At 74.9% G+C, this 24,018-nt stretch carries 28 protein-coding genes; 18 read left to right on the plus strand and 10 right to left on the minus strand.

Features of this window, described 5'->3' with window-relative positions; genetic code table 11:
• Positions 1 to 5 precede the first annotated feature (5 nt).
• Positions 6 to 641 (minus strand): isochorismatase family protein, encoded by a 636-nt coding sequence (locus WCS02_RS00145; RefSeq protein WP_340287937.1) that lies wholly within the window; start codon positions 639 to 641, stop codon positions 6 to 8.
• A 172-nt stretch (positions 642 to 813) separates the two neighbouring features.
• On the opposite strand from WCS02_RS00145, the gene WCS02_RS00150 reads away from it, so the two are divergent.
• Positions 814 to 1,707 carry a helix-turn-helix transcriptional regulator gene (locus WCS02_RS00150; RefSeq protein ID WP_340287940.1) on the plus strand — a complete coding sequence of 298 codons (894 nt, stop codon included), beginning with the start codon at positions 814 to 816 and terminating at the stop codon, positions 1,705 to 1,707.
• A 48-nt stretch (positions 1,708 to 1,755) separates the two neighbouring features.
• Here the strand turns inward: WCS02_RS00150 and WCS02_RS00155 are convergent, their stop codons facing one another.
• Positions 1,756 to 2,445 carry an SDR family oxidoreductase gene (locus WCS02_RS00155; protein ID WP_340287943.1) on the minus strand — a complete coding sequence of 230 codons (690 nt, stop codon included), beginning with the start codon at positions 2,443 to 2,445 and terminating at the stop codon, positions 1,756 to 1,758.
• A 65-nt stretch (positions 2,446 to 2,510) separates the two neighbouring features.
• On the opposite strand from WCS02_RS00155, the gene WCS02_RS00160 reads away from it, so the two are divergent.
• On the plus strand, positions 2,511 to 2,897 hold the full coding sequence (locus WCS02_RS00160) for a MerR family transcriptional regulator (RefSeq protein WP_340287946.1): 387 nt from the start codon (positions 2,511 to 2,513) through the stop codon (positions 2,895 to 2,897).
• 116 nt (positions 2,898 to 3,013) lie between these two features.
• On the opposite strand, the gene WCS02_RS00165 is transcribed toward WCS02_RS00160, so the two are convergent.
• The gene (locus tag WCS02_RS00165) at positions 3,014 to 3,310 is read right to left on the minus strand and encodes a hypothetical protein (protein WP_340287948.1); all 297 of its coding nucleotides are present in this window, start codon (positions 3,308 to 3,310) and stop codon (positions 3,014 to 3,016) included.
• 484 nt (positions 3,311 to 3,794) lie between these two features.
• On the opposite strand from WCS02_RS00165, the gene WCS02_RS00170 reads away from it, so the two are divergent.
• A complete protein-coding gene (locus WCS02_RS00170) occupies positions 3,795 to 4,835 on the plus strand; it encodes an SDR family oxidoreductase (protein WP_340288301.1) in 1,041 nt (346 codons plus the stop codon).
• Here WCS02_RS00170 and WCS02_RS00175 read toward each other — a convergent pair.
• Positions 4,832 to 6,235 carry a sensor domain-containing phosphodiesterase gene (locus WCS02_RS00175; protein WP_340287951.1) on the minus strand — a complete coding sequence of 468 codons (1,404 nt, stop codon included), beginning with the start codon at positions 6,233 to 6,235 and terminating at the stop codon, positions 4,832 to 4,834. The genes WCS02_RS00170 and WCS02_RS00175 overlap by 4 nt on opposite strands.
• A gap of 105 nt (positions 6,236 to 6,340) precedes the next feature.
• Here WCS02_RS00175 and WCS02_RS00180 point away from each other — a divergent pair, with 105 nt between their 5' ends.
• The 3 genes from WCS02_RS00180 (at position 6,341) to WCS02_RS00190 (ending at position 9,099) form a co-directional block, all read left to right on the plus strand.
• Positions 6,341 to 7,369, plus strand: coding sequence for a GAF and ANTAR domain-containing protein (locus WCS02_RS00180; RefSeq protein WP_340287954.1), 1,029 nt, complete (start codon positions 6,341 to 6,343; stop codon positions 7,367 to 7,369).
• 91 nt (positions 7,370 to 7,460) lie between these two features.
• Positions 7,461 to 8,006, plus strand: a complete 546-nt coding sequence (locus WCS02_RS00185; RefSeq protein WP_340287957.1) for a vitamin K epoxide reductase family protein — start codon at positions 7,461 to 7,463, stop codon at positions 8,004 to 8,006.
• Positions 8,007 to 8,142: 136 nt separating this feature from the next.
• Positions 8,143 to 9,099 carry a DUF808 domain-containing protein gene (locus tag WCS02_RS00190; protein WP_340287959.1) on the plus strand — a complete coding sequence of 319 codons (957 nt, stop codon included), beginning with the start codon at positions 8,143 to 8,145 and terminating at the stop codon, positions 9,097 to 9,099.
• 109 nt (positions 9,100 to 9,208) lie between these two features.
• Here WCS02_RS00190 and WCS02_RS00195 read toward each other — a convergent pair whose 3' ends face one another.
• The 3 genes from WCS02_RS00195 to arsB all read right to left on the minus strand — a co-directional run bounded on the left by WCS02_RS00195 (position 9,209) and on the right by arsB (position 11,299).
• A complete protein-coding gene (locus WCS02_RS00195) occupies positions 9,209 to 9,424 on the minus strand; it encodes a hypothetical protein (RefSeq protein ID WP_340287963.1) in 216 nt (71 codons plus the stop codon).
• A 53-nt stretch (positions 9,425 to 9,477) separates the two neighbouring features.
• Positions 9,478 to 10,134, minus strand: coding sequence for a GH25 family lysozyme (locus WCS02_RS00200; RefSeq protein ID WP_340287966.1), 657 nt, complete (start codon positions 10,132 to 10,134; stop codon positions 9,478 to 9,480).
• A gap of 127 nt (positions 10,135 to 10,261) precedes the next feature.
• Positions 10,262 to 11,299 carry an ACR3 family arsenite efflux transporter gene (gene arsB, locus WCS02_RS00205; protein ID WP_376983822.1) on the minus strand — a complete coding sequence of 346 codons (1,038 nt, stop codon included), beginning with the start codon at positions 11,297 to 11,299 and terminating at the stop codon, positions 10,262 to 10,264.
• A 264-nt stretch (positions 11,300 to 11,563) separates the two neighbouring features.
• Here arsB and WCS02_RS00210 point away from each other — a divergent pair, with 264 nt between their 5' ends.
• The 4 genes from WCS02_RS00210 to WCS02_RS00225 all read left to right on the plus strand — a co-directional run bounded on the left by WCS02_RS00210 (position 11,564) and on the right by WCS02_RS00225 (position 14,392).
• Entirely contained in the window at positions 11,564 to 11,956 is a 393-nt protein-coding gene (locus WCS02_RS00210; protein WP_340287972.1) for an ArsR/SmtB family transcription factor, read from the plus strand.
• 13 nt (positions 11,957 to 11,969) lie between these two features.
• On the plus strand, positions 11,970 to 12,416 hold the full coding sequence (locus WCS02_RS00215) for an arsenate-mycothiol transferase ArsC (RefSeq protein WP_340287975.1): 447 nt from the start codon (positions 11,970 to 11,972) through the stop codon (positions 12,414 to 12,416).
• Between the two features lie 78 nt (positions 12,417 to 12,494).
• A complete protein-coding gene (locus WCS02_RS00220; RefSeq protein WP_340287978.1) occupies positions 12,495 to 13,079 on the plus strand; it encodes a DapH/DapD/GlmU-related protein in 585 nt (194 codons plus the stop codon).
• Between the two features lie 119 nt (positions 13,080 to 13,198).
• Positions 13,199 to 14,392, plus strand: a complete 1,194-nt coding sequence (locus WCS02_RS00225) for an NAD(P)/FAD-dependent oxidoreductase (RefSeq protein ID WP_340287981.1) — start codon at positions 13,199 to 13,201, stop codon at positions 14,390 to 14,392.
• A gap of 57 nt (positions 14,393 to 14,449) precedes the next feature.
• On the opposite strand, the gene WCS02_RS00230 is transcribed toward WCS02_RS00225, so the two are convergent.
• The 3 genes from WCS02_RS00230 to WCS02_RS00240 form a co-directional block, all read right to left on the minus strand.
• Positions 14,450 to 15,055 carry a response regulator gene (locus WCS02_RS00230; protein ID WP_340287984.1) on the minus strand — a complete coding sequence of 202 codons (606 nt, stop codon included), beginning with the start codon at positions 15,053 to 15,055 and terminating at the stop codon, positions 14,450 to 14,452.
• Positions 15,052 to 16,209, minus strand: a complete 1,158-nt coding sequence (locus tag WCS02_RS00235; RefSeq protein WP_340287987.1) for a sensor histidine kinase — start codon at positions 16,207 to 16,209, stop codon at positions 15,052 to 15,054. Before WCS02_RS00235 ends, WCS02_RS00230 begins: the two co-directional genes overlap by 4 nt.
• Positions 16,210 to 16,283: 74 nt before the next feature.
• Entirely contained in the window at positions 16,284 to 16,904 is a 621-nt protein-coding gene (locus WCS02_RS00240) for a hypothetical protein (protein WP_340287990.1), read from the minus strand.
• Positions 16,905 to 17,087: 183 nt separating this feature from the next.
• Here WCS02_RS00240 and WCS02_RS00245 point away from each other — a divergent pair, with 183 nt between their 5' ends.
• The 8 genes from WCS02_RS00245 to WCS02_RS00280 all read left to right on the plus strand — a co-directional run bounded on the left by WCS02_RS00245 (position 17,088) and on the right by WCS02_RS00280 (position 23,657).
• On the plus strand, positions 17,088 to 17,549 hold the full coding sequence (locus tag WCS02_RS00245; protein ID WP_340287993.1) for a hypothetical protein: 462 nt from the start codon (positions 17,088 to 17,090) through the stop codon (positions 17,547 to 17,549).
• Between the two features lie 85 nt (positions 17,550 to 17,634).
• On the plus strand, positions 17,635 to 18,597 hold the full coding sequence (locus WCS02_RS00250; protein ID WP_340287996.1) for a DNA polymerase domain-containing protein: 963 nt from the start codon (positions 17,635 to 17,637) through the stop codon (positions 18,595 to 18,597).
• Between the two features lie 40 nt (positions 18,598 to 18,637).
• Entirely contained in the window at positions 18,638 to 19,192 is a 555-nt protein-coding gene (locus WCS02_RS00255) for a hypothetical protein (protein ID WP_340287999.1), read from the plus strand.
• Positions 19,117 to 19,410 carry a thioredoxin family protein gene (locus WCS02_RS00260; RefSeq protein ID WP_340288002.1) on the plus strand — a complete coding sequence of 98 codons (294 nt, stop codon included), beginning with the start codon at positions 19,117 to 19,119 and terminating at the stop codon, positions 19,408 to 19,410. The genes WCS02_RS00255 and WCS02_RS00260 overlap by 76 nt, the downstream gene beginning before the upstream one ends.
• Positions 19,407 to 19,685: a UBP-type zinc finger domain-containing protein gene (locus tag WCS02_RS00265; protein WP_340288005.1), complete on the plus strand. Its 279-nt coding sequence runs from the start codon at positions 19,407 to 19,409 to the stop codon at positions 19,683 to 19,685. Before WCS02_RS00260 ends, WCS02_RS00265 begins: the two co-directional genes overlap by 4 nt.
• A complete protein-coding gene (locus tag WCS02_RS00270) occupies positions 19,663 to 21,345 on the plus strand; it encodes an FAD-dependent oxidoreductase (protein WP_340288008.1) in 1,683 nt (560 codons plus the stop codon). The genes WCS02_RS00265 and WCS02_RS00270 overlap by 23 nt, the downstream gene beginning before the upstream one ends.
• Before the next feature lie 623 nt (positions 21,346 to 21,968).
• Positions 21,969 to 22,268, plus strand: a complete 300-nt coding sequence (locus WCS02_RS00275) for a putative quinol monooxygenase (protein WP_340288011.1) — start codon at positions 21,969 to 21,971, stop codon at positions 22,266 to 22,268.
• Positions 22,269 to 22,595: 327 nt separating this feature from the next.
• On the plus strand, positions 22,596 to 23,657 hold the full coding sequence (locus WCS02_RS00280) for a hypothetical protein (RefSeq protein WP_340288014.1): 1,062 nt from the start codon (positions 22,596 to 22,598) through the stop codon (positions 23,655 to 23,657).
• The last annotated feature ends 361 nt before the right edge of the window (positions 23,658 to 24,018 follow it).

Here is a 24,018-nt window from a genome sequence, read left to right on the forward strand (position 1 = left end):
GTCTGTCAGCCCCCGAAGACGGCGCGGCCCTGCGTGGCGGAGGTGCCCAGGTCGCTCCTGGGCAGGGTCCGGCCCGCCAGGACGGCCTCGGTCCACGCCGCGGTGGTCGCGACCGCCGCGAAGCTGGAGTGCAGGAGCACGAGCAGCGTCGCGTGCAGCTGCTCCGCCGAGACCTCGCCCGCCTCGTTGGCCAGGTGGATCGCTCCCGTGGCGTCGGACAGGACCTCCGCGGCCAGGCCGAGGTCCTCGGCGCCCACGGCCGTGGCGATGTCGCAGTTGTTGGTCATGTAGCCGACGATCGTGACGGTGTCGACGCCCTGCCCGGCCAGCCACGCGGCGACGTCGGTGCCGGCGAAGACGCTCCCCTTGTCCTTCGACGCCCGCTTCCACGACGGGCGCAGCCGTCGCTCGACCTCCGGGTGCAGCGACCAGCTCTCGCTGCCCACGGCGAAGACGGGGGCACCCTCGGGCAGCTCGTGCTGCACGACGACCACGGGCAGGTCGTGCTCCGTGGCCACGTCGAGGGCGGCCAGGACCTGGGCCAGGGTCTCCTCGCGCGGCGGGGCCTGGACCTGCAGCACCCCCGAGAAGTACTCCTGCTGGACGTCGACGACGACGAGGGCGCGGCGGGGTGCGGTCACGGCTGTTCTCCTGACGGGGCGGGGGTGGGTCTGTCCTGGTGCCAGCCTGGCGGACGGCGTGCGGGTCGGGGACGTCAGGGCACGGACGCCACCCCCGGACCGGCCCGCCGCCCGGTGGAGGGTGCACTGCCAGGGCCTGTCCGCGCGGCGGCCCCCGGCCTACCGTCCTCGCATGGACAACCGAGCCGAGGTCCGCGAGTTCCTCGTCACCCGCCGCGCGAAGATCACCGCCGCGGACGCAGGGCTGCCCGACGTCGGGCAGCGCCGGGTGCCCGGGCTGCGGCGCACCGAGGTCGCCTCGCTGGCCGGGGTCAGCGTCGAGTACTACGCGCGGCTCGAGCGCGGCGCGATCGCCGGGGTGTCGGCCTCGGTGCTCGACGCGCTGGCGAGGGCGCTGCGGCTGGACGACGCGGAGCGCACCCACCTGTTCGACCTCGCCCACGCCGCGGACGGCACGAGCGCGCTGCGCCGCCCCCGGCGCCGCACCACCACCCGGACCTGGACGCCGCGGCCGAGCCTGCAGTGGGTGCTCGACAGCATCACCACCGGCCCCGCCCTGGTCCGGAACGGCCGGATGGACCTGCTGGCGGTCAACCCGCTGGGCCGCGCGATGCACTCGACGATGTACGACAGGGTCGCCGCGGGCACCGGGGACGGCCCGCCGAACTTCGCCCGGTACACGTTCCTCGACGAGGACTCCCGCCGCTTCTACCCGCACTGGGAGACCGCGGCGGACACGGTGGTGGCGATCCTCCGCACCGAGGCCGGCCGCGACCCGCACGACAGGGTGATGCACGACCTCGTCGGGGAGCTGTCGACCCGCAGCCAGGACTTCCGGCGCCGGTGGAGCTCCCACGACGTCCGCCTGCACGGCGCCGGCTCCAAGCTGTTCCACCACCCGGCGGTCGGGGAGCTCGACCTGGCCTACGAGAGCATGGACCTGGTGTCCGAGCCCGGCCTGTCGCTCACGGTCTACGCGGCGGAGCCCGCGTCGCCGACCGCGCAGGCGCTCGCGCTGCTGGCCTCCTGGGCCGCGACGGAGCTCGAGCCGGCCCGCCCGGCCTGACGCGGAGGTCGGCCCCGCCCGACGGCGGGGCCGACCGCGGCACCCCGGTCAGGCGGCGAGGAACTGGGCGTAGAACGAGCGGGGGTCCGCCGCCAGCGATGCCTTGACCATCACGCTCCACCCGTCGACGACGACCTCGAGGTCCCCGGCCTCGACGGCGTCCAGCGTCAGGCGGACGACCTCCGCCGGGTCGGTCTTGGGCCCCTCGATCCCCTTCGCCATGTCTGTGTCCGCCAGGCCGAGGTGGACCGAGGTGACCTGCGTGCCCTGGCCGGCCAGCTCCAGGCGCAGCGCGTTGCTCATGTTCCAGTTGGCGGCCTTGGACACGGCGTACGCGCCCGCGCCCGGGTAGGAGAACCAGGACAGCGCGGAGGCGACGTTGACGACCGTGCCGCCGCCGTTCGCGGCGAGGACGGGGGCGAAGGCGCGGACCATCGACAGCGTCCCCCAGAAGTTCACGTCCATCTCGGCGCGCACGCCCTGCAGGTCGCCGAGCAGCTGGGCGCCGGTCGAGATGCCGGCGTTGTTGACGAGCAGGTCGACGTCCCCGGCCAGGGCGGCCGCCGCCGCGACGGCGTCGGGGTCGGTGATGTCCAGGGCGACCGGGCGGACGCCGGGCAGGTCGACGAGCCCGGGGTCGCGGGCGCCGGCGTAGACGGTGGCGCCACGGGCGAGCAGCTCGGCGGCGAAGTGGTGACCGAGGCCGCGGTTGGCCCCGGTGACGAATGCGGTTGTCATGTCTGGGACGCTACGACCTCACGTTGACGTCAGGGTCAAGTCGAGGTCCGGCGGAGGGGGAGCGGGTGCGCATCGGAGAGGTCGCCGAGCAGGCGGGGGTCAGCGTGCGGGCGCTGCGCTACTACGAGGAGCAGGGCCTGCTGGTGGCCGACCGCAGCGCCGGCGGTCAGCGCCGGTACCTGCCGGAGGCCGTCGACCGGGTGCGGTTCATCCAGAACCTCTACGCCGCGGGCCTCGGCAGCAAGGCCGTCGTGCGGATCCTGCCCTGCATGGAGGACGGCGTCCTCACCGACGAGATGCACGAGCGGCTGCTGGCGGAGCGCGCCCGGGTGCAGGAGCAGCTGGACGAGCTGACCACGACGCGCGACAAGCTGGACGACGTCATCCGGCTCGGGCAGGCGCACCGCGACGGGCCGGGCGGGCCCGTGGGGCGGTGCGCCCCCGACGCCTGACCGCCTGCGCCTGTGGCCGGACGAGCGGGAGGAGCCGTACGCGCTGTTCCGCACACCCGTCGGTGCGGGGCCGGTGGCCCTGGTCCCCTGACCCGCGGCCCGTCCGCGCCCCCGTCTCAGGGGTGCCAGTAGCCGACCGCGCAGAGCAGCCGGGTCTCGTCGTCCGCGCCCGCGGGGGGCTCGACGGCCGGGGGGAACACGCCCCACTCACGCCACTGCTCCGCGTTCGGCAGGACGTGCTCCTCCAGGCCCGCGACGACCTCGGGCGGCAGGGAGAAGGGCAGGTCCAGGTGCTCGGCGATGAGCCACGCCTGGAAGGCCCGGTAGGTCGCGAGGTGGGCGAGGCCCTCGGCCGCGGGGTAGTCGCCGTAGCTGAACCGGACGACCGTCCCGGGTGCGACGCCCCCGCGCACGGCCGCCGTGGCCGCGTCGTTCAGCGCGTCGTAGGCGCCGACCGGGTCGTCGCCCAGCAGGTCGGCCCCGCGCAGGTCGTCGCCGTCGGCGGCCGACCGGCCTTCGAGGACGCGCGGGACCCAGGCCTCGTCGTAGGCGTGGGAGGCGAGGACGTCGCGGGGGTGGGGTCAGGCGTCTGGCTCCACTCCTGCGGCACGGGCCGGTCCAGGTCGGCGGGGGCGACCCGGTCGACGACGCTGCGCAGGGCACGGTCGGAGGCGAGGAAGAGCTCGTCGGTCTGCATGCGGGGACCGTAGGAGCGGCCACCGACACCCCGGCCCCGGAACAGCCGGGCCGCTCCCCGCGCTGGCACCCGGCGTGACAGCCACCAGCACCTCCGCCGCCCGCCCCGACGACCTGGGGGCCTCCTGGCCCGGCGACCCCGGGACCGACCGGGCGCCCACGCCGGTCCGCACGCCGCCCGAGGGTGCGCACGCCCTCGTCGTGGGGGCCACGGGCATCACGGGGTCCGCCCTGGTGCGGCAGCTCGTCGAGGCGGGGTGGCGCACCACCGGCCTGTCCCGCCGGCCGCCCGCCGACGACCGCGCCGCGCACGTCGCCGCCGACCTGACGTCGCGGGCGTCGCTCGAGCAGGCGCTGGCCGGACTGCGGCCCACGCACGTCTTCGTCGGCGCCTGGTCCCGGCAGGAGACCGAGGCCGACAACATCCGCGTCAACGGCGGCATGGTCCGGGACCTGCTCGCCGTCCTCGGCCCGCAGGGCTCGCTGCGGCACGTCGCGCTCGTCACCGGCCTCAAGCACTACCTGGGCCCGTTCGAGGCCTACGGCAAGGGCGAGATGCCGGACACCCCGTTCCTCGAGGACGCCGCCCGGCTCGCCGTCGACAACTTCTACTACGCGCAGGAGGACGAGCTGTTCTCCGCCGCCGCCGCGCACGGGTTCACGTGGAGCGTGCACCGCTCGCACACCGTCCTGGGCCACGCCGTCGGCAACGCCATGAACCTGGCCGCGACCCTCGCCGCGTACGCCGGCATCCAGCGACGCCTGGGCCGGCCGTTCGTCTTCCCGGGCTCGCGCGCGCAGTGGGACGGCATCGTCGACCTCACCGACGCCGACCTGCTGGCCGACCACCAGCTCTGGGCGGCGACCACGCCGGCGGCCGCCGACGCGGCGTTCAACGTGGTCGACGGGGACGTCGTCCGCTGGCGCCGGCTGTGGCCGCGGCTCGCCGAGCACCTGGGGGTGGAGCCGCAGGGGCCCGGGGACGACCCGCTGCCGCTGGAGCAGCAGATGGCCGGTGCCGAGCAGGTCTGGGCCGAGCTCGTCGCCGAGCAGGGTCTGGGCGAGCCCGACCTGTCGCGGGTCGCCTCGTGGTGGCACACCGACGCCGACCTCGGCCGCCCCATGGAGGTCGTCGCCGACATGACCCGCAGCCGGCTGCTCGGCTGGACCGGCTGGGTGAGCACCGAGCGGGCCCTGCTGCGCCAGGTCGACGCCTACCGCGCGGAGCGCCTCGTCCCCTAGGTGCCCAGGCGCCGCAGCAGGTCGCGGAGCCCGGCGGGGGGCGCCGCGGCGCCGAAGTACCAGCCCTGGGCGTGGTCGCACCCGGCGGCCGCGAGGTGGTCGCGCAGCCCCTCGGTCTCCACCCCCTCCGCCGTGACCGACAGGCCCAGGGCGTGCGCCATCCCCACCGTGGCGTCGACCACCGTGGCGGCCCGCGGGTCGGTGAGCACCGCGCCCGCGATCCCCCGGTCGATCTTGAGGGCGTCGACCGGGAGGTCGAGGACGCGGGCCAGGTTGCTCCAGCCGACCCCGAAGTCGTCGACGACGACGTGCACCCCGAGCGCCGCGACGGTCGCGAGCTCGGCGCGGGCCAGCGCCGGGTCGGCCAGCTCGGTGGTCTCCGTCAGCTCCAGCGTCAGCCGCGGCCCGGCGAGGTCGTGGCGCTCCAGGGCGTCGAGCACGTCCCGGGCCAGGCCGGGGCGGGCCAGCTGGCCGCCCGCGACGTTGACCGCCACCCCGCCGGGCAGCTCCAGGCCCTGCGCGCCCAGCCGGACGAGCTGGGCGCAGGCGGTGTCCAGGACGTGGCGGGCGACCGGCACGACCATGGCCGTCGTCTCCAGGGCGGCCATGAACGACAGCGGCGGCAGCGTGCCCAGCCCTGGGTGCTGCCAGCGCAGCAGGGCCTCCAGCTGGTGCGGGCGGCCGGTCCGCAGGTCGACCACCGGCTGGTACCAGGGGACGAGCTCGCCGTGCTCGAGCGCCTGGCGCAGCCGCTCGGGGCGGCGGGCGTCCTCGCGGACGTCCGGGCCCAGCAGCCCGTCGAACCGGTCGCGCCGGCTCTGCTCGAGCAGCGCGACCACCTGGGTCGCCAGCGCGACCATCGACGCCACCTCGGCCTCGCCGAACCGTCGCTCCCGACGGTCCAGCACGCACAGCGTCCCCAGCGGCAGGCCGTCCCGCCCGACCAGTGGCACCCCCAGGTACCCGCGGATCTCCGGGCCCCCGGTGACGAGGGGGTTCTCGCGGAACCGCGGGTCCGTCCGGGCGTCCGCCACGAGCAGGACCCGCGCGTCGGCGACCACCTCCGAGCACAGCGACAGCTCGCGAGGGGTCTCGGTCAGGTGCAGGCCCAGGCTGGACTTGAACCACTGCCTCGCGGAGTCCACGAGGGTGACAGCCGCCATCGGCGTGCCGCAGACCTGCGCCGCCAGGGCGGTGACGATGTCGTACGCGGCCTCGGGAGGCGTGTCGAGGACCCCGTAGGAGCGCAGCGAGTCCAGCCGGTCCTGCTCCATCGCGTGGCCCCGGACGCCGGGCGGCGGCTCGCCCCAGGCGTCCTCCGCGTCCCTCGCCGACGACTGTCGGACGGTGGGGGTGCTGTCGTGCTCCACGTGGTCCCCGGTGCAGGCGGTGCCTGCCACCCTGGTCTGTCAAGGTCGGCCCCGGCGCGTCCTCACCGTAGCGGTCTACCGTGCGCACAGGGGGTGCCGACGGGTGCCGTGCCCGCCGCGCCGGAGGGGGACCGCATGGGGCTCGAGCACCGCGGGCGGCCGTCCGTCGCCGACACGGGGGGCTCCGACGGGCGGGACGAGCTGGCGGCGCAGTTCAGCAGCTTCGCCCGGACCGTCCAGCAGCGGCAGGACCCGCACGAGACGCTGGTCGAGATCGTCCGGGCCGCGGTGCAGCTGGTCCCCGGCTGCGACGAGGGCTCCATCAGCGTGGTGCTCGGACGCCGCCGCGTCTTCTCCGACGCGGCGTCGGGCGAGCTGCCGCGCGTGGTCGACGCCCTCCAGGAGGGGCTCGGGGAAGGCCCCTGCCTGGACTCGGCGTACCAGCACACGACGGTGCGCGTGCCCGACATGGCGCGCGAGCAGCGCTGGCCGCGGTTCAGCACCGCCGCCGCCGAGGCGGGCGCGCTCGGCATGATGTCGTTCCAGCTCTACGTGGACGGTGACGACCTGGGTGCGCTCAACCTGTTCTCCCGCCGGGCGGGCGCCTTCACCGACGAGTCCGAGCACGTCGGGCTCATGTTCGCCGCCCACGCGGGGGTCGCCTACGCGGCGGCCCGGCAGCGCGCCTCGCTGCGGCGGGAGGTGGAGACGCGCCACGTCATCGGGCAGGCGCAGGGGATCCTCATGGAGCGGCACAGGGTGACGTCGGAGCAGGCGTTCGCGATGCTGGTGCGGGTCAGCCAGCACCGCAACGAGAAGCTCCGCGGGGTGGCGCAGCGGCTCGCGGACAGCGGCCACATCGACGACGTGGCCCTGCCCCGCGCCCGGACGTCAGGGCCGTTGCCACCGCGCCCGCCGGCGCGCATGCTCGGCGCCATGGACATGGCGACGTGGTGGGCACAGCTCCAGCCGGGCTCCCGCGACTGGCTGGCGGCCCACGCCGGCGAGGTGCTCGTCCCGGCCGTGGCCGAGGACGTCGCGCGGGTGGGCGGCACGTCCCCGACGTCCGACGGGTCGCCGGTCGAGGACGGGCCCGACGGCCTGTGCCTGACCGACGCCGCGGTCGACTGGGTGGTGGCGGTGGCCGACGGCGAGAGCCCCTGACCGGGCAGGAGAGCCGGAGGCGTGCGCGCAGCACGGCGAGCCCGGCCGACGGGCGGGCATGCGTGCACCGGCGGGGGGTAGCCGGGAGCCCATGGCCGCCCCCCGCACCACCGACCGCCCGGCGAGGCTCAGCCCGTCCGACCTGAGCCAGTACCTCCGGACGGGCCGTGACCCCGACCTGCGCCGTCGGCGTGCCGTGGTCGGTCTGTCGCTGCTGGGCCTGGCGGGCGGGCAGGTCGTGGCGGCGTTCCAGACCGGTCTGCTCCGGCGCCTGCCGGACCCGCCGGGGCCGTTCGACTCCGACCGCGTCGACTCCTCCGACTACGCCTACCGGCGGCTGCAGACCGCCGACGGGCTGCTCATGCTCGTCTCGTACGCGGTCACGGCCCTGCTGGCGGGCACCGGGGGTCCCGACCGGCCGTCCACCCGGCCGCTGCTGCCGCTGCTGAGCGCCGGCAAGGTCGCCGTCGACGTGGTCACGAGGGTGGTCCTGGCGCGGGAGGAGTGGCGCGAGAACCGGGCGCTGTGCGCCTACTGCCAGGCCGCGACGGTCGCCTCGGTGGTGTCCCTGCCCCTCGTGCTGCCCGAGGCACGGCGCAGCCTGGCCGCCCTGCGGGCGCGGACGACCTCGTCCTGACTTCCCCCGCCCCTTACCCTCGGCCCGTGGACAGGTGGCCCAGCGGGGCAGCGACGACAGCGGCAGCGGGCACCACGGACGACGCACGTGGCGCGGTGCCCCGCGGTCGCGCGGCGACCCCGGCGGGGCGGTCCTGATGCCGGGCGGACTGGCGGCGCTGCTCGACGACATCGCCGTGCTCGCCAAGCTCGCGGCGGCCTCGGTGGACGACGTCGGGGCGGCCGCGGGGCGCGCGAGCGCGAAGGCCGCCGGCGTCGTCATCGACGACACGGCCGTGACGCCGCGCTACGTGCACGGCTTCACGCCCAACCGCGAGCTGCCCATCGTGCGCAAGATCGCCGTGGGTTCCCTGCGCAACAAAGTCCTGTTCATCCTCCCGGCGGCCCTGCTGCTCAGCCAGTTCCTCCCGTGGCTGCTCACGCCGATCCTCATGCTGGGCGGCACGTACCTGGCCTTCGAGGGCGCCGAGAAGGTCTACGAGGTGCTGACCGGGCACTCCAAGGTCAAGGAGGAGGAGGCCCTGCCCGCCGGCGCGCAGGGCGAGGACCAGGAGCGGGCCATGGTGCGCGGCGCCACCCGCACCGACTTCATCCTGTCCGCCGAGATCATGGTCATCGCCCTCAACGAGGTCGCCGACGAGCCCCTGCTGTCGCGCGCGATCATCCTGCTCGTGGTGGCCATCGGGATCACCGTGCTCGTCTACGGCGTGGTCGGCCTCATCGTGAAGATGGACGACATCGGCCTCCGGCTGGCCCAGACGCGCAACGGGGCGGTCGCCACGGCCGGACGGCTGCTGGTCACTGGCATGCCCAAGGTGCTGTCCGTGCTGTCCACGGTCGGCATCGTCGCCATGCTCTGGGTCGGCGGGCACATCCTGCTCGTCGGCGTCGACGAGCTCGGCTGGCACCAGCCGTACGACCTCGTCCACACCCTTGAGGAGGCCGTGCACGGCGTGCCCGCGGTCGGCGGCGTGCTCGCGTGGCTCGCCAACACCCTCGCCTCGGCCGTGGTCGGCCTCGCGGTCGGCGCGGTCGTCGTGGCCCTCATGCACCTGCGGCCGAAGAAGGCCGGGGCCGAGGCCCACCACGCCTGACGGGGCGTGGCGCGACCGTCCGGCCCTCGGGTCGGACGCCGCGCCCCCGGTTCCGGGCAACCGCGCCTGAGGCACGCGCGACCGGCAGGCCGCACGGCGCCCCCGAGGGTCAGAGGGTCGCGGACCTGCCCTCGCCGGACCCCTTGACGGACACCCGGCGCACCCGCCGCCAGTTGACGGCCATGGGGGCCTTGATGCCCTGCTCGACCGTGGCGCCCTTGCTGGACATCAGGTCGGCCACCCGCTCGAGCGCGGCCCCCGGCTCGTCCTCGACCCGGATCGTCACGGCGTCGTCGTCGTCGAACCTCACGAGCAGATCGGTCATGGCCCCAACGTACGGCCCGCAGGGGCCGAGGAGGAGCGGGAGCAGCCGGCCGGCTACCTGGCCGCGAGGTCGTCCAGGCGGGCGGCGTTGACGTCGACGCGGCCGTCGATGCCGTCCACGCGGCCCATCCAGTGGAACTGCCACACCGTCCAGTCCCGGTCGGGGCGCCCCAGGTGGCTGACGAGCCAGCGCGGCCGCTCCGAGCGGTCCAGCACGGTGTAGCGCCCCTCCCAGTCCTCGCCGACGTACAGGAGGACGTCGCGACCCCAGGCTGCCTCGACCTCCGACAGGAAGGCGTCGAGCTCGGCGTGGACGTCCTCGGTGCTCGGGCGGCGGCTGCAGTTGCCCCCCAGCTCGAGGTCCACCGCGGGCGGCAGGGCGGTGGGCTCGGGCGGGGCGGTGCGCAGGAAGTTCTCGGCCTGCTCCAGGCCGGGCCGGCACAGGGTGAAGAAGTGGTACGCGCCGCGCTGCAGGCCGGCCTCCCCGGCGCCGTCCCAGTTCTCGGCGAAGCGGGCGTCGACGAAGGTCTCCCCCTCGCTCGCCTTGATGTAGGCGAAGGCGAGGCCGTCCTCGTCGGCGGCCACGGCCGGCCAGTCGACGGCGCCCTGGTGGTTGCTGACGTCCAGGCCGTAGGCCTCGTCCGCGCGCAGGGACGGACGGTCGTGCGGGTACCAGAGGTACCACCAGCCCGCCGCCGCGGTCAGCGCCACGAGGACGACCAGGGGCGGTACCAGCCACAGGCGTGCGCGACGCGACCTCGTCCGACCCCCTGACGACCCCACGCTGGGGAGGCTACGTCACGGGCAGGAGCTCGGACCCGTGGGCTCGCGGCCTCGCTCACCGGGCGGACGGCCCCGGCAGCGCCGTCGACCGGTGGGCAGCACCAGGGACCGTCGGGTCGCCGGGGAAGAAGCGGCGGCCCGCCCAGAGCGAGACGTAGACAAGGCCGACGAGGACGGGGACCTCGATGAGGGGGCCGACGACCCCGGCCAGGGCCTGGCCCGACGTGGCGCCGAAGGTGCCGATGGCCACGGCGATGGCGAGCTCGAAGTTGTTGCCGGCCGCGGTGAAGCTGAGCGTCGCGGTCTTCGCGTAACCCAGCCCGACGGCCCGGCCGAGGAGGAACGAGCCGCCGAACATCAGGGCGAAGTAGGCCAGCAGGGGCAGGGCGATGCGCGCGACGTCCCAGGGCTGGGAGGTGATGGCGTCGCCCTGCAGCGCGAAGATCACGACGATGGTGAACAGCAGCCCGTAGAGGGCGACCGGCCCGATCTTCGGCAGGAACGTGCCCTCGTACCAGGCACGGCCCCGGGCCCGCTCCCCCAGCGTGCGGGTGAGGTAGCCGGCCAGCAGCGGGATGCCCAGGAAGACGAGGACGCTGACGACGATGGCGACGACGGAGAAGTCGGCGCTCGTGGTCGGCAGGCCGAGCCAGCCGGGCAGGACCTGCAGGTAGAACCAGCCCAGCGCGGCGAAGGCGAGGATCTGGAAGACCGAGTTGATGGCCACGAGGACCGCGGCGGCCTCCCGGTCCCCGCACGACAGGTCGTTCCAGATAAGGACCATGGCGATGCACCGGGCCAGACCGACGATGATCAGGCCGGTCCGGTACTCGGGGTGGTCGGGCAGCAGGAGCCATGCCAGGGCGAACATGAGCGCGGGGCCGACCACCCAGTTGAGGACCAGGGACGCGACGAGGAGCGTGCGGTCGCCGGTCACCCGGCGGGTCTCGGTGTAGCGGACCTTGGCCAGGACCGGGTACATCATCAGCAGCAGGCCGACGGCGACGGGCAGGCTGACCGAGCCCACCTGCACGGCGTTGAGGGCGTCGTCCAGACCGGGGACGCCGCGGCCGAGCCCGAGGCCGAGCGCCATGGCCAGGACGATCCACAGCGGCAGGAACCGGTCGAGGGTGGAGAGCCTCGCCAGGACGGGACCGTCGGTGCGGACGGGCTGCTCGTCGACGACGTCGCTCACCCGGCGCGCCGGGTGGTCGGGGGTTCGTCCGCCGGGGCGGGTCGCGGTGCGGGGACCATCGGGTGCACTCCTCGGATCGACGGACGTCGATCCGAGCCTGCCGCCAGACATCGACCGGCGTCAACATAGACAGACGTCGATACCCGGTGCCATGCTCCTCCCATGCCCAGCCCTGCGGCCACGACCGAGCGGACGGCGGGGAGCCTGCCCGTCACGGCGGCCCCGGCGCCGGCGTGCTGCGCCCCGCTCGTCGGCGAGCCGCTCGGGGCGGAGGACGCCGCCCGCTTCGCCCGCACGCTGCGGGCGATCGCCGACCCCGCCCGGCTCCGGCTGCTGTCCATGGTCTCCGTGCACGAGGGCGGCGAGGCCTGCGTCTGCGACCTCACCGAGCCCCTGGGCCTGTCCCAGCCCACCGTGTCGCACCACCTCAAGGTGCTCGTCGAGGCCGGCCTGCTAACCCGCGACAAGCGGGGCGTGTGGGCGTACTACGCGCTCGTGCCCGGAGCCCTCGACGCGGTGGCCGACGTGCTGCGCACCCCTCAGACCGCACGCTGACCAAGGAGCACGCATGGACGAGACCCCCGACCAGACCCTCCCGACGGTGCTGTTCGTGTGCGTGAAGAACGGCGGCAAGTCCCAGATGGCGGCCGGGCTGATGCGGCAGGCCACCGGCGGCCGCGTGCAGGTGCTGTCGGCAGGCACCGCCCCGGGCGGCGCGGTCAACGCCCTGTCCGCGGAGTCCCTGCTCGAGGTAGGCGTCGACATCCGCGACCAGGTGCCGCAGCCGGTCACGGACGAGCTGGTCGCCGCGGCGGACCTCGTCGTCGTGCTCGGCCGCGACGCCGTGGTGGCTCCCGAGGACGGCACCCCGGTCGTCACGTGGGACACCGACGAGCCGTCCGAGCGCGGCATCTCGGGCATGGAGCGGATGCGGCTGGTGCGCGACGACATCGCCGCCCGCGTGGACGCCCTCGCGGCCGACCTGGCGCGGGCCACGGACGCCCCCCTCCCCTGAGGCGGACGGGCGAGGGGAGCCCTGCCAGGGCACCCCGCCGGGCCACCGCGGGCGCGAGCCGGCGGGCACGATCGTCGGATGGACCTCCAAGACTTCCTCGACCACGTCGACCACGGGCTGCCCGTCGAGGGCGGCTCGGACCTGCACGCCTTCATGGTCCGCGCGGCCCAGGACGCCCTGCGGACCACCGCCGAGCTCAACGGCGCCTACCGCAGCCCCGAGGAGGTGCACGCGCTGCTCGAGCGCCTGACGGGACGCCCGGTCCCCCGGTCGGTGACGGTGTTCCCGCCGTTCTACTCCGAGTTCGGCAAGAACCTCGTCCTCGGCGAGGGGGTCTTCGTCAACATGGGCTGCCGGTTCCAGGACACGGGCGGGATCACGATCGAGGACGGCGCACTGATCGGGCACGGCACGACCCTGACCACGCTGGACCACGCCATGGACCCCGGGCACCGCGCCGACATGGTCCCCGCGCCGGTCCGCATCGGGCGCAGGGCGTGGCTGGGGGCCGGCGTCACGGTCGTGCCGGGCGTCACCGTCGGGCCCGGGGCCGTCGTCGGGGCCGGCGCGGTCGTCACGCGGGACGTGCCCGCCGACACGGTCGTGGCCGGGGTCCCCGCCAGGGTCCTCCGCGCCACGGGCTTCACGACCGCGCCTGCCTGACCCGCCGTCGCGTCCTGCCCCCGGGGCGCGGGCAGGACGGCGCGCGGGTTCTGGGACCGGTCCTTACCCTGGTCACGACGCGACCTGCCGGCGCCTCGGCCCACGACACGGAGGACCTGATGGCGCACCACGAGGTCCTGGTCGTCGGGGGCGGGAACGCGGGCATCTCGCTGGCCGCCCGGCTCCTGCGCGACGGTGCGCGGGACGTCGCGGTCGTCGAGTCCGAGACCGTCCACCGGTACCGACCCCTGCTCAACTACGTCGGCGCCGGCGAGGCGACGATGGCCTCGCTCGAACGGCCGGCGGCCTCCGTCGTGCCGCGCGGCTGCACCTGGGTGCGGGACCGCGTCGTCGCGGTCGAGCCGGAGGTGCCGGCGGTGCGCACCCAGGGCGGGACCCGGATCACGTGCACGACGCTGGTCGTCTGCCCCGGGCTGGAGGAGGACTGGGACGCCACCCCCGGGCTGTCGGAGGCGTCGGCGGCGGGCTGGGCCGGGTCGACCTTCACCGTGGAGGGCGCCCCGCGGGTGTGGCCCGCCCTGCGCGACCTCACCGGCGGACGGGTGGTGTTCACCGTGCCGCCCGAGCCGGCCCCGTGCAGCGCCACCGCCCTCAAGCCGCTGTTCATGGCGTGCGACCACTGGCGCCGCCGAGGGGTGCTGGAGGACGTCGACGTCCACCTGGTCCTGCCCGGTCCGTCGCCGCTCGGCCTGCCCGGGCCCGACCGGTACCTGGAGGAGGCGCTGACCTCCTACGGGGTGGACGTGCTGCGGGAGGGCCGCGTCACGTCGCTGCGGGACCGCCGGGTGACCGTGTCGACGCCCACCGGCTCCCGGGAGCTCGACGACGTCACCTTCGCGCACGTCGTCCCGCACTACCGGGCGCCGTCCTGGGTGGCCCGGAGCCCGCTGGCCGGCGCGACCCCGGCCGGCCTGGTCGACGTCGACCCGACCACGCTGCGGCACCGCCGGTACCCCGCGGTCTGGTCGCTCGGCGACGTCGCCGACCACCGCACCAGGTCCTCCGGCGGCGCACTGCGGGAGCAGGTCACGGTGCTGGCCCGCAACATCGCCCTCACCCGTGACGACGCGGGCGTCAGCACGGCGCGGCTGGCGCGCTACGACGGCTACACCGTCATGCCCGTCACGGTCGCCCGGCACCGCCTCATGCTCGTGGAGGTGGACCGGGACGGCCGGCCCAGACCCTCCGTGCCCTTCCCGGACCTCGTGCGGCCCCGGCGGGCGACGTGGGTGGCCGACCGGTACGCCCTGCCCGTCACCTACTTCCGGGGCATCCTGCGCGGCCGGGTGTGAGGAGCGGGCTCCGCACCGGGGCGGACCGGCGCGGGACCTGCCGTACGTGCCGGTCGCCTAGAGCCACCCGTTCTCCTGGGCGAGGCGGTGGGCCTCGGCGCGGGTGGGCACCCCGAGCTTGGCCGTGACGGCGCTCAGGTGGTTGCGGACCGTCCCCGGTGACAGGAACAGCGCCCGGGCGACGTCGCGGACCGGCCGGTCGGCGGCGGCCAGCGCGAGGACCTCGGCCTCGCGCGGGGTCAGCGGCGACGGCGGGGCGGTGAGGACGTCGGCGGCCAGCACCGGGTCGACGTAGCGCTGGCCGTCCCGTACCCGCCGGACCACGTCGGCCAGCGCCGCACCGGGGGCACCCTTGGCGAGGAAGCCGCGCGCCCCCGAGGCCAGCGCCCGGCGCAGGGCGGCCGGCCCGCCGTGGCCGGTGAGGACGACCACGCGGCAGCCGGGGAGCACCCGGGCGAGCTCGCCCACGACCGCGATCCCGTCCATCGTGGGCATCTGCAGGTCGACGACCGCGACGTCCACGCGGTGGGCGAGCGCCAGCCGGACGGCCGCGGCCCCGTCGGCGGCCGTCGCCACCACCTCGATGTCCGGCTCGCGGTCCAGCAGGAGCGCCAGGGCGTCACGGACCATCTCCTCGTCGTCGGCGAGCAGGACGCGGATCATCGACCGGCCATGACCAGGCGGACCTCGAACAGCCCACCGACCGGTCCCCAGGTCAGGCGGGCACCTGCGCGTGCCGCCCGCCCGGCCAGGGCCGGCAGTCCGGTGCCCCGCACGCCGTCGACCGGTCGCAGCCCGTCGTTCACGACGACCAGCGTGGCGCCCGCGTCGCCGGCTGTCAGGTCCACCGACACCTGCATGGCGTCGCTGTGCCGGAGCAGGTTGGTGACCGACTCCCGGACGACGGCGGCCAGCAGACCGGTGGAGGTCGGGTCGAGGACGTGCGCGATGGCGGCATCGGCACGGACGGTCGCCGCGATCCCGGCCGAGGCGAGCACGAGCTCCGCGGTCCGCAGCTGCTCCGCCAGGTCGACGGTGCCGTAGCCGTGCACGGCGGCCCGCACCTCCGCCAGCGTCGAGGCGGCCAGCCCGCGGACCGCCTCGGTCTCGGCGCGCGCCCGGACGGGGTCGACGGCGACCAGGTCGCCCGCCACCTCGGCCCGCAGCGCGATGACCGTGAGCCGGTGGCCGAGCAGGTCGTGCAGCTCCTGCGCCAGCCGCAGCCGTTCCGCGCTGACGGCCAGACCCGCCTCCGCCTCGCGCCCGGCCTCCGCGGCCACCAGCAGCCGGAGCAGCCACACCAGCACCTGCCCCATGAGGACCACCAGCGCGGCGGTGCCGACGGTGAACCCGAGGGTCTGCGGCACCGACTGCCCCCAGACCACCGCCCCGACCACGGCGACCGCGACGAGCGCGCCCCCCAGGGCGAGCACCGCGCGAGGGGCGAGCACGAGCAGCAGGACCCCGACCACGGTCCCGGCCAGCCACGCCCACGGCTCCTGCCCCGGCGCCGCCCACGCCCCGACCACGGGCCACAGGGCCAGCGCCGAGGCGAGCAGCACCGCGACCAGGCCATCGCGGGTGCGCGACCCGACCCACGGGGTGACCGCCGCCCGCAGGAGCAGGACGAGGGCCGCTCCCGACGCCGCCGCGAGCGCCCCGACCAGCAGCCACGCCGCGCGCGAGGGAGGGTCGACCAGGGCCAGCGGCAGGAGCACCCCCCAGCCCACGTTGACCGTGAGGATCGCCAGGACGACGAGCCGCGCCCGACCCGCCCGGTCGGTGACGCCGCCGGGCCGGGACCCCGGCGTCACCATGCGCCCCATCATCGACCCGCCGGGGGCGCCGTGCCGGTGCGCTGCCGGGTCGGCGGCGCTCGACCGGGGCGGGGTCATCGCAGCAGGACGAGCTGGAGGGCGACAAGCACGTCGAGGGCGCCGCACCACTCGGCGTAGGAGCGGGAGACCACCTCTCGCCGCCGCAGGTGGACCAGGTCCCACACCCCGTGGCCGAGCCAGCCGACGGCCAGGACCCAGCGGCCCACGTCCGGGGCGGCGAGCAGCGCCACCACCGCGACGCCCGCGAACAGCACGTACCCGACGACCTGCCTGGCGAGCAGGGCCCGGCCGGCGTGCCCGCCGGGCTGCCGTCCCGGGTGACTGCCGAGGTCCGTGCCGCGGTCCCTGCCGTGGTGCACCGCGCCCGCCAGGGCCACCACCGCCGCCACGGTCGTGACGGCGAGGACGTGGTCGACCGTGCCCCGGGACTGCAGGGCGCCGAGGGCGACGACGCTGACCAGCAACGCCGGCCAGCTCGCCCGGGGCCGCTGGAGCACCGCGAGGACGACGTAGAGCAGCGGCAGGACGGGCAGCAGCTGCGCGGCGGTGACGGTGTCGACGCCCCAGAGCGCCGCGGCCAGCCCGACCGCGAGCGCCGTGGGCCAGCGACGGAGGAGCACGAGCAGCGGCGGGGCGGCGCGACCGGCGGCCGGGGCGGTGAGCGAGGTCTGCACGGTGGGCTCCTCCGAGAGGCGGCGGGACGCCTCCACCGTCGCCCCCTCCGGAGGCCGGCCCCCAGGTGCCGGTCGTCATGGTCCGGGCATGACAGCCAGGGCACCCGCAGGTGACGTGACGCACCTGGGAGCACGCGCCGACCCGCGGCACCGTCGAGGGACACCCCGACGGAAGGAGATCCGATGGACCGCACCGCGAGCAGCCGCACGACGAGCACCGCCGGCACGACGAGCACCGCCGGCAGGGCACGCGCCCTCGCGGTGCACTACGTCCAGATGCTGCTGGCGATGGGCGCGGGGATGCTCCTGCTCCTGCCGGCCTGGGCGCTGGCGACCCGGGACCTGAGCGCGGCCTGGCTCGCCCGCCCGGAGGTGCCGCCGCTGGTCATGGCGACCGCCATGACGGCCGGGACGGTCGTGTGGATGCGGCTGCGGCGTCACGGCTGGCGCGATGTCGTCGAGATGTCGGCGTCGATGTACCTGGGGTCCGTGGCGCTGCTCCCGCTCCTGTGGCTCGGCATGCTCGACGGCGACGGCGTCATGGCCCTGGGGCACCTGCTCATGCTCGTGGCGATGGCTGTCCCGATGCTCGCGCGCCCGGAGGTCTACGCCGTCACGCACCGGCACCACCGGTCGACGGCGTGACCGGCGGAGGGCGTCGCACCCGGGCTGCGCGCCACGGCTGCGGGGAGGGGTTGCCCGGCGCCGCGTCTGGCGGCACGGTGACGAGGTGGCCGCGGACGAGGAACGGGACGGCGTCCGGCTGAGCAGCCTGGACTCCCCGCTGGGCGACGGGCTGGACGTGACCAAGCGGGACCTGGTCGACCACCTCGACGCCTTCGCCGACCGGCTCGTGCCGCTGCTCGCGGGCCGTCCGCTGACCGTCACGCGGGTGCGGCCGGGTGCGGCGCCGTTCGTCCAGCGCGACGTGCCGAAGGGGGCGCCCGACTGGGTGCGCACCGTGGCCACGTGGTCCGACCGGGCCCGGCGCGAGGTGCACCAGGTCCTGGTCGAGGACCGCCGCACCCTGCTCTGGCTGGGCAACCAGCGGGCGGTGGAGCTCCACGTGCCGTTCAGCCGGGTGGGGGCGGACGAGCCGACCGGCCTGGTGCTCGACCTCGACCCGCCGGACGGCGCCTCCTTCGACGCGGTGGTCGCCACCGCGCTGCTGTGCCGCCGGGCGCTCGCCGACGCCGGCCTGGAGGCGGCGGTGAAGACCAGCGGGGCCACCGGCCTGCACGTCGTCGTCCCCGTGCACGGCTCGTCGGCCGAGGACGTCGCCGCCGCGACCCGTGCCCTGGCCGCCCGCACCGCGGCGCTGGACCCGGACATCGCCACGACCGCGTACGTGGTGGCCGACCGGGGCGGCCGGGTGTTCGTCGACTCCACCCGGTCGGGCCGCGGCACGGTCGCCGCGGCCTACAGCCCCCGCGTCCGCCCCGGGCTGCCGGTCTCGGCGCCGGTCGGCTGGGAGCAGCTGGCCGACGTCCTGCCCGGCGACGTCACCGTCCGGACGGCCGTCGCCCGGTTCGGCACCGCGGACCCCTGGGCCGCGGCCCTGCCGGAGCCGCAGGAGCTGCCGGCCGACCTGGTCGCCGAGGGCCACGGCATCCCGGTCGCCCGGGTGCAGGCCATGCACGAGGGGAAGCGCCGCGCCCGTGCCCGGGCCGCGGAGGAGCAGCCCCCGACCTGACCGCTGCCCGACGACCGGGCCCGCGTGCTTGTGTGTCCCCGTGCAGAGGTGGTGGACGCGGACGGGCCCCCGGGCCGCCCGCGTCCTCGACGCCGTGCGGCCGCACGTCGACCTGGTCCTGGTGGTCGTGGTGACGGTGGCGGCCTTCGCGCCGCCCCTGGCGGGGCGGGGCACCCTGCTCGGCTGGGAGGAACCCGTGCGGGACCTCGACGTCCTGGCCGTCGTCCTGGTGCTGGGCCACTCCCTCCCGCTCGCCCTCCGGACGCGGTCCCCGGGCTGGTGCCTGCTGCTGGTCTCGGTCTCGGCGTCCGTCTACCAGTGCCTCGGGTACCGGCAGACCGTCGCGAGCATCGCGGTGTACCTGGCCCTGTACACCGTCGGGTACCGGCAGCGCCGGCACCGGGTGCTCACGGCGGCGGCCTGGCTGCTGGGCTACGCCGCCCTGTGCCTCACGCTGCTCCGGCTCGGCTCCCCCGTCCCGCCCGTGGAGCTGGTCGAGTTCCTCGCCCTGCCGGTCGGGTGCTGGCTGGCCGGGGCCCTGGCGGGCGCCGGGCTGGCCCAGCACAGCTGGCCGCAGAGCTCGCGGGACAGCTGAAGCTGGTCAAGGTCGACGCGGACCTCTCGCCGGAGGTGAGCCGCCGCTTCGAGGTCCAGGCGATCCCCACACTGGTCCTCATGCACCACGGCCAGGTGGTCGCCACGCAGACCGGCGCCGCCCCCGTGAGCACCCTGCGGTCGTGGCTGACCGAGCACCTGCCTCAGCCGGACGCCACCGGGGCGGACGCCCCTTGGACCGGGGAGGACCGGCGATGACCTCGGTCCCCGGTCGGGCGGTCCCGGACCCCCACCTCGCGCTGGTCCGGCCGGTAGGGCCGCCCCGGACGGCGGGCTGCGAGGGGTGCCTGCGGCTCGGCACGCCGTGGGTGCACCTGCGGCAGTGCCTGACCTGCGGCGAGGTCGTCTGCTGCGACTCCTCCCCCATGCGCCACGCCCGCGCCCACGCCGCCACGACGAGGCACGTCGTCGTGCGCTCGATCGAGCCCGGTGAGAGCTGGAGGTGGTGCTATGCCGACGAGCAGTTCGTCTGAGCCCGAGGTCCCGGACCTGCCCGAGACCCCCGACACCACCGGCGCCTACCCCCGCCTCACCGAGGAGCAGGTCCTGTTCCTCGTGCGCTACGGCCAGCGGAAGCGGCTGGGGAAGGGGACCACGTTGTTCTGCGAGGGTGACCGCGACTGCGGCCTGTTCCTGCTGCTGGACGGCAGGGTCCAGGTGGGCCAGGAGGACCACCAGGAGGGCCGGTCACGAGTCATCGCGGTCCACGGACCGGGGCGTCTCGTGGGCGACCTGTCGATGCTGACCGGCCAGGTCGTGTTCGTCACCGCCGTCGCCCAGACCGACGTCGAGGTCCTGGAGGTCCCCTTCGACCGGCTCACGGAGGCGGTCACCCACGACCGGGCGCTGGGGGACCTGATCCTGCGGGCCTTCATCCTGCGACGTCACATCCACGCCGACCTCGGCGCCGGGCTCCGGATCATCGGCTCCCGCTACTCGCCCAGCACCCGGCGCCCGAGGGACTTCGCGAGCCGCAACCGCGTCCCGTACCGCTGGGACGACCTAGAGGACGATCCCGAGGCCGAGGCGACCCTGCGGGCGTTCGACGTCTCACCCGCCCAGACCCCTGTCGTCATCTGGAAGGGGCGGGCGGTCCTGCGCAACCCCAGCATCACGGAGCTGGCCGCCCTCCTGGGGCTGCGGCAGGAGGCACCGCCTCGCGACGCCTACGACGTCGTGGTGGTCGGTGCGGGCCCGGCCGGTCTCGCCGCTGCCGTGTCGGCCGCCTCCGAAGGGCTCTCGACGGTCGTGCTGGACGCGATCGCGACGGGAGGCCAGGCGGGGACCTCGTCCCAGATCGAGAACTACCTCGGCTTCCCGGCCGGCATCTCGGGCGCCGAGCTCGCCGACCGGGCGGTCGTCCAGGCCCGCAAGTTCGGCGCCTCGTTCACGATCCCCGGCGAGGTGGGGTCGCTCGACCCCGTCGACGGCCACTTCGTCGTCGGGCTGACCGACGGCACCCAGGTGGAAGCGCACACCGTGGTGCTCGCGACCGGTGTACGGTACCGCCGCCTCGAGGTCCCCGGCATGGACCGGCTCGAGGGGCCCAGCGTCTACTACGCCGCCACCGAGTTCGAGGCACGGCTCTGCCGCGGCGACCCGGTGACGGTCGTCGGCGGCGGGAACTCGGCCGGGCAGGCGGCCCTGTTCCTGGCCCGGAACGCAGCCGGGGTGGACCTCGTCGTCCGCCACGACGACCTGGACCGCGACATGTCCCGCTACCTGGCGGAACGGGTCGTCGCGGCCCCACGGGTACAGCTGTGGCGCAGCTGCGAGGTCTCCGAGCTGCACGGCGACCTCGGGCTCCAGGAGGTCGTCGTCCGCAACCTGCGGACGGGCGAGTGCCGACCCCTCGCCTCGACAGCGCTCTTCGTCCTCATCGGGTCCGAACCCCGCACCCGGTGGCTGGAGGGCGTGATCGCGCTCGACGACAGGGGGTTCGTGCTGACCGGTGGCGACCGGGGTGAGGCCGACCAGGATGGCGCCGCCGTGTTCGAGACCGCGACCCCGGGCGTCTTCGCGGTGGGGGACGTGCGCAGCGGCTCGGTGAAGCGGGTGGCCTCCGCCGTCGGCGAGGGCTCCATCGCCGTGCGCCTGGTGTACGAGCACCTCGTCCGGACCGGTCGACGGTGAGGTGTCGACAGCGGGCGGATCACTCCGCGTGATCGGAACGTGCCGACCGGTGCCGGACGTCTTCTCGCAGTGGACGGTCGTGGCGTCGGACGGCTGGGGCGCCCGATGGTGGCCGCCCTCGACTGTCCATGGACGATCTCTCGGGCTGTTCGCCGGACGAAGGCTCGGTGACCTCCCGGTGGACGCGAGCGGTGACGTGCTGGCTGTCGTCGCAGTGTGCGAAGGAGACAGAGAGGGTCTACTGCTCCGTCAGGGGACCCGTGATCTCGGACGTCGGAGATTGCCGCCGGACGAGGCGGGCTGACGGTGGTGACACTGAAGGTCTTTCGCCGCGGCAGCCTGCGACTGGCCAGGTCGGTGAAGGCCATGCCGTCGGCCGGTTCGTCAGCCTGCCTCACGGGGAGCGGTGGCCGGTCGCACCGGCAGGCCCGCGCCGATAGGCGATCCTCTGCAGGACCGTCCGCTCCGGGGCTCTCGAGCCGCCCCGCGCACCTGGTGGGCGGGGCCGCCGACGCCTCCGGCGAGGGCGGCGCCGCCCTGTTCACGTGCGTCGCCGACGAGTAGGTTGATCGAGGTGGCTTGTCCTCCCGCGGCCGCGTTCCCCGCAGCGAAGGAGCCTGTCCATGGTGACCAAAGCCCTCCTCGTGCGTCTAGAGGCCTTGCCAGGTAAAGAGTCGGAGCTCTCCGAGTTCCTCGAGGCTGCACGGGCGATCGTGATGGACGAGGCGGGCACCGTCTCCTGGTTCGCCCTTCGGTTCGGCCCGTCGTCGTTCGGCGTGTTCGACGTGTTCCCCGACGACGAGGCACGCGATGCCCACCTCGCCGGGGGTGTGGGGCAGGCACTAGGGCCCAACACCGGCGTCCTCTTCTCCGAACCCCAGATCGAGAAGATCGACATCCTCGCCGACAAGATCCCGGGGTAGACGCCCCCGCACCGCTTCCCCGAAGCATCCGCCCGAATATCTTGGCCCTGATCGCCTCAGAGCCGCAGCGCCTGGGTGTGACCCTGATAGAGCTCCAGTTCTTGGAGATCGGGCGCGTCGACCATCTCGTCCAGCTGACCTCAAGGGTCGAGTCCGGCCCTCGGATCTGTCGTCGCGCCTACCTGTCCTTCGCGCGGGGACCGCGCGATCCGTCGACTCGTCCGGCTCATCGCCGGGCTCGACTCTTGCTTCACCGAGCGCGGTGATCCGACACTCAGCCATGCCGCCGAGAGGTCGGGAGCGTCCGCGCAGCCCGATCGCGTCCGCATGAGCACCGACGAGGTAGTGATCGGGCTCGTCTCGGCTCCGGGTGCGGCCACCGAGATCGCGGCGACCCTCGCCGACGACCTGGGTGCAGAGCTGAGTCTTCACCTGCCCACCGTGCAGTGGCGGGTTCCCACGGTGGTCGACGAACTCGTGCAGCCGCCTGCCGACGACGCCGCCCTCGTCGCCGCGGCGAGGGAGCGGCTGGTGCAGGAGGACTGGGATCTGGTCGTCGTCCTCACCGCCCTCCCGCTCGCGGCTCGCCGGCGCCCAGTGGTGGCCCACGCGAGCCCTGTGCACGGCGTCGCTGTGGTGTGTCTCCCGGCTCTCGGTGCCATCGGGCTGCGTCGACGCACCCGTGACACAGTCGTCGGTCTCGTGCGCACCCTGCTCGGGGACACGGAGGGCGACGCGTCGTCGGGCTCGGCTGCTGTTCTCGGACGCCGTGCCCGCGAGCTCGGGAGGAGCCAGCGGCACGAGGGAGACGGCGGCGTCATGTTCACCGCGAGGGTCCTGAGCGGGAACCTGCGGCTACTGATCGGGATGATCCGCGCCAACCAACCGTGGAAGCTCGCCATCGGACTCTCTAGAGCGCTGGCGGCCGCTCTCGCAACGGGAGTCTTCGCGATGGTCACCTCCGACATCTGGCAGCTGGCCGACGCGCTCGGCTGGGCCAGGCTCTGGGTGATCGGGGTGGGCTCGGTCGCGGCGATCACCACCGCGCTCATCGTCGGCGCCGGCCTGTGGGAGCACGCATCGAATCCGGTCAGCAGGAAGCAGGTGACCCTCTTCAACCTCGCTACTACGGCGACGGTCGTCCTGGGCGTGCTCTGCCTCTCTGCCGCGCTCTTCGTGCTCGCACTGCTGACCTCACCAGTCCTGGTGCCCTCGGACCTGTTCGAGCAGGGCCTCGGACACGAGGTTCGCTTCAGCGACTACCTGGAGCTGGTGTGGCTCACCAGCGCCCTCGCGACGTTCGGGGGAGCTCTCGGTGCGGGACTGGAGAGTGACGAAGGGGTCCGTGCGGCCGCCTACACGTATCGGCAGGACCGCGCTCCTGCGTGACCAACAGAGCCAGGCGCTACCCAGGTGTGAGACTTCCGGAGCGAAGTGCCCGCACCGGGGCCGGCAGGGGATCGGCCGACGGAGTCTTTCCCTTCGTACCGCTCGTCTAGGACCGCGGCCGTCAAGGGCAGGTGTGGTGACTTCCGAAGGACTACCCGCCAGTCGGTCCGCCGCTGAGCCCGGTAGACCAGCCGCAGCAGCGGTCGGTCGAACGGGTGCCTCGGCACGTAGACCGGCTCTCGGCGGGCCACCCTGGACACATGCTGACGCCCGGCCTCGTCAGCCGCCAGGTCGCGCTCCCGCCGCGGGGAGGCCCTGCATGCACACCCCGCTCCTCCGGCCGCCCTCAGTTATGCTCGAA

The sequence above is a fragment of the Aquipuribacter hungaricus genome (assembly GCF_037860755.1).
Lineage (GTDB): Bacteria > Actinomycetota > Actinomycetes > Actinomycetales > JBBAYJ01 > Aquipuribacter > Aquipuribacter hungaricus.

What these genes read in the sequence shown, in the direction of transcription:
- WCS02_RS00265 (WP_340288005.1), top strand. Translation starts at nt 19,407, where the DNA reads ATGACCTCGGTCCCCGGTCGGGCGGTCCCGGACCCCCACCTCGCGCTG.
- WCS02_RS00245 (WP_340287993.1), top strand. Translation starts at nt 17,088, where the DNA reads ATGGACCGCACCGCGAGCAGCCGCACGACGAGCACCGCCGGCACGACG.
- WCS02_RS00190 (WP_340287959.1), top strand. Translation starts at nt 8,143, where the DNA reads ATGCCGGGCGGACTGGCGGCGCTGCTCGACGACATCGCCGTGCTCGCC.
- WCS02_RS00150 (WP_340287940.1), top strand. Translation starts at nt 814, where the DNA reads ATGGACAACCGAGCCGAGGTCCGCGAGTTCCTCGTCACCCGCCGCGCG.
- WCS02_RS00195 (WP_340287963.1), bottom strand. Translation starts at nt 9,424, where the DNA reads ATGACCGATCTGCTCGTGAGGTTCGACGACGACGACGCCGTGACGATC.
- WCS02_RS00185 (WP_340287957.1), top strand. Translation starts at nt 7,461, where the DNA reads ATGGCCGCCCCCCGCACCACCGACCGCCCGGCGAGGCTCAGCCCGTCC.
- WCS02_RS00180 (WP_340287954.1), top strand. Translation starts at nt 6,341, where the DNA reads ATGGGGCTCGAGCACCGCGGGCGGCCGTCCGTCGCCGACACGGGGGGC.
- WCS02_RS00235 (WP_340287987.1), bottom strand. Translation starts at nt 16,209, where the DNA reads ATGGTGACGCCGGGGTCCCGGCCCGGCGGCGTCACCGACCGGGCGGGT.
- arsB (WP_376983822.1), bottom strand. Translation starts at nt 11,299, where the DNA reads ATGGCGCTCGGCCTCGGGCTCGGCCGCGGCGTCCCCGGTCTGGACGAC.
- WCS02_RS00155 (WP_340287943.1), bottom strand. Translation starts at nt 2,445, where the DNA reads ATGACAACCGCATTCGTCACCGGGGCCAACCGCGGCCTCGGTCACCAC.
- WCS02_RS00225 (WP_340287981.1), top strand. Translation starts at nt 13,199, where the DNA reads ATGGCGCACCACGAGGTCCTGGTCGTCGGGGGCGGGAACGCGGGCATC.
- WCS02_RS00280 (WP_340288014.1), top strand. Translation starts at nt 22,596, where the DNA reads ATGAGCACCGACGAGGTAGTGATCGGGCTCGTCTCGGCTCCGGGTGCG.
- WCS02_RS00230 (WP_340287984.1), bottom strand. Translation starts at nt 15,055, where the DNA reads ATGATCCGCGTCCTGCTCGCCGACGACGAGGAGATGGTCCGTGACGCC.
- WCS02_RS00220 (WP_340287978.1), top strand. Translation starts at nt 12,495, where the DNA reads ATGGACCTCCAAGACTTCCTCGACCACGTCGACCACGGGCTGCCCGTC.
- WCS02_RS00275 (WP_340288011.1), top strand. Translation starts at nt 21,969, where the DNA reads ATGGTGACCAAAGCCCTCCTCGTGCGTCTAGAGGCCTTGCCAGGTAAA.
- WCS02_RS00215 (WP_340287975.1), top strand. Translation starts at nt 11,970, where the DNA reads ATGGACGAGACCCCCGACCAGACCCTCCCGACGGTGCTGTTCGTGTGC.
- WCS02_RS00270 (WP_340288008.1), top strand. Translation starts at nt 19,663, where the DNA reads ATGCCGACGAGCAGTTCGTCTGAGCCCGAGGTCCCGGACCTGCCCGAG.
- WCS02_RS00210 (WP_340287972.1), top strand. Translation starts at nt 11,564, where the DNA reads ATGCCCAGCCCTGCGGCCACGACCGAGCGGACGGCGGGGAGCCTGCCC.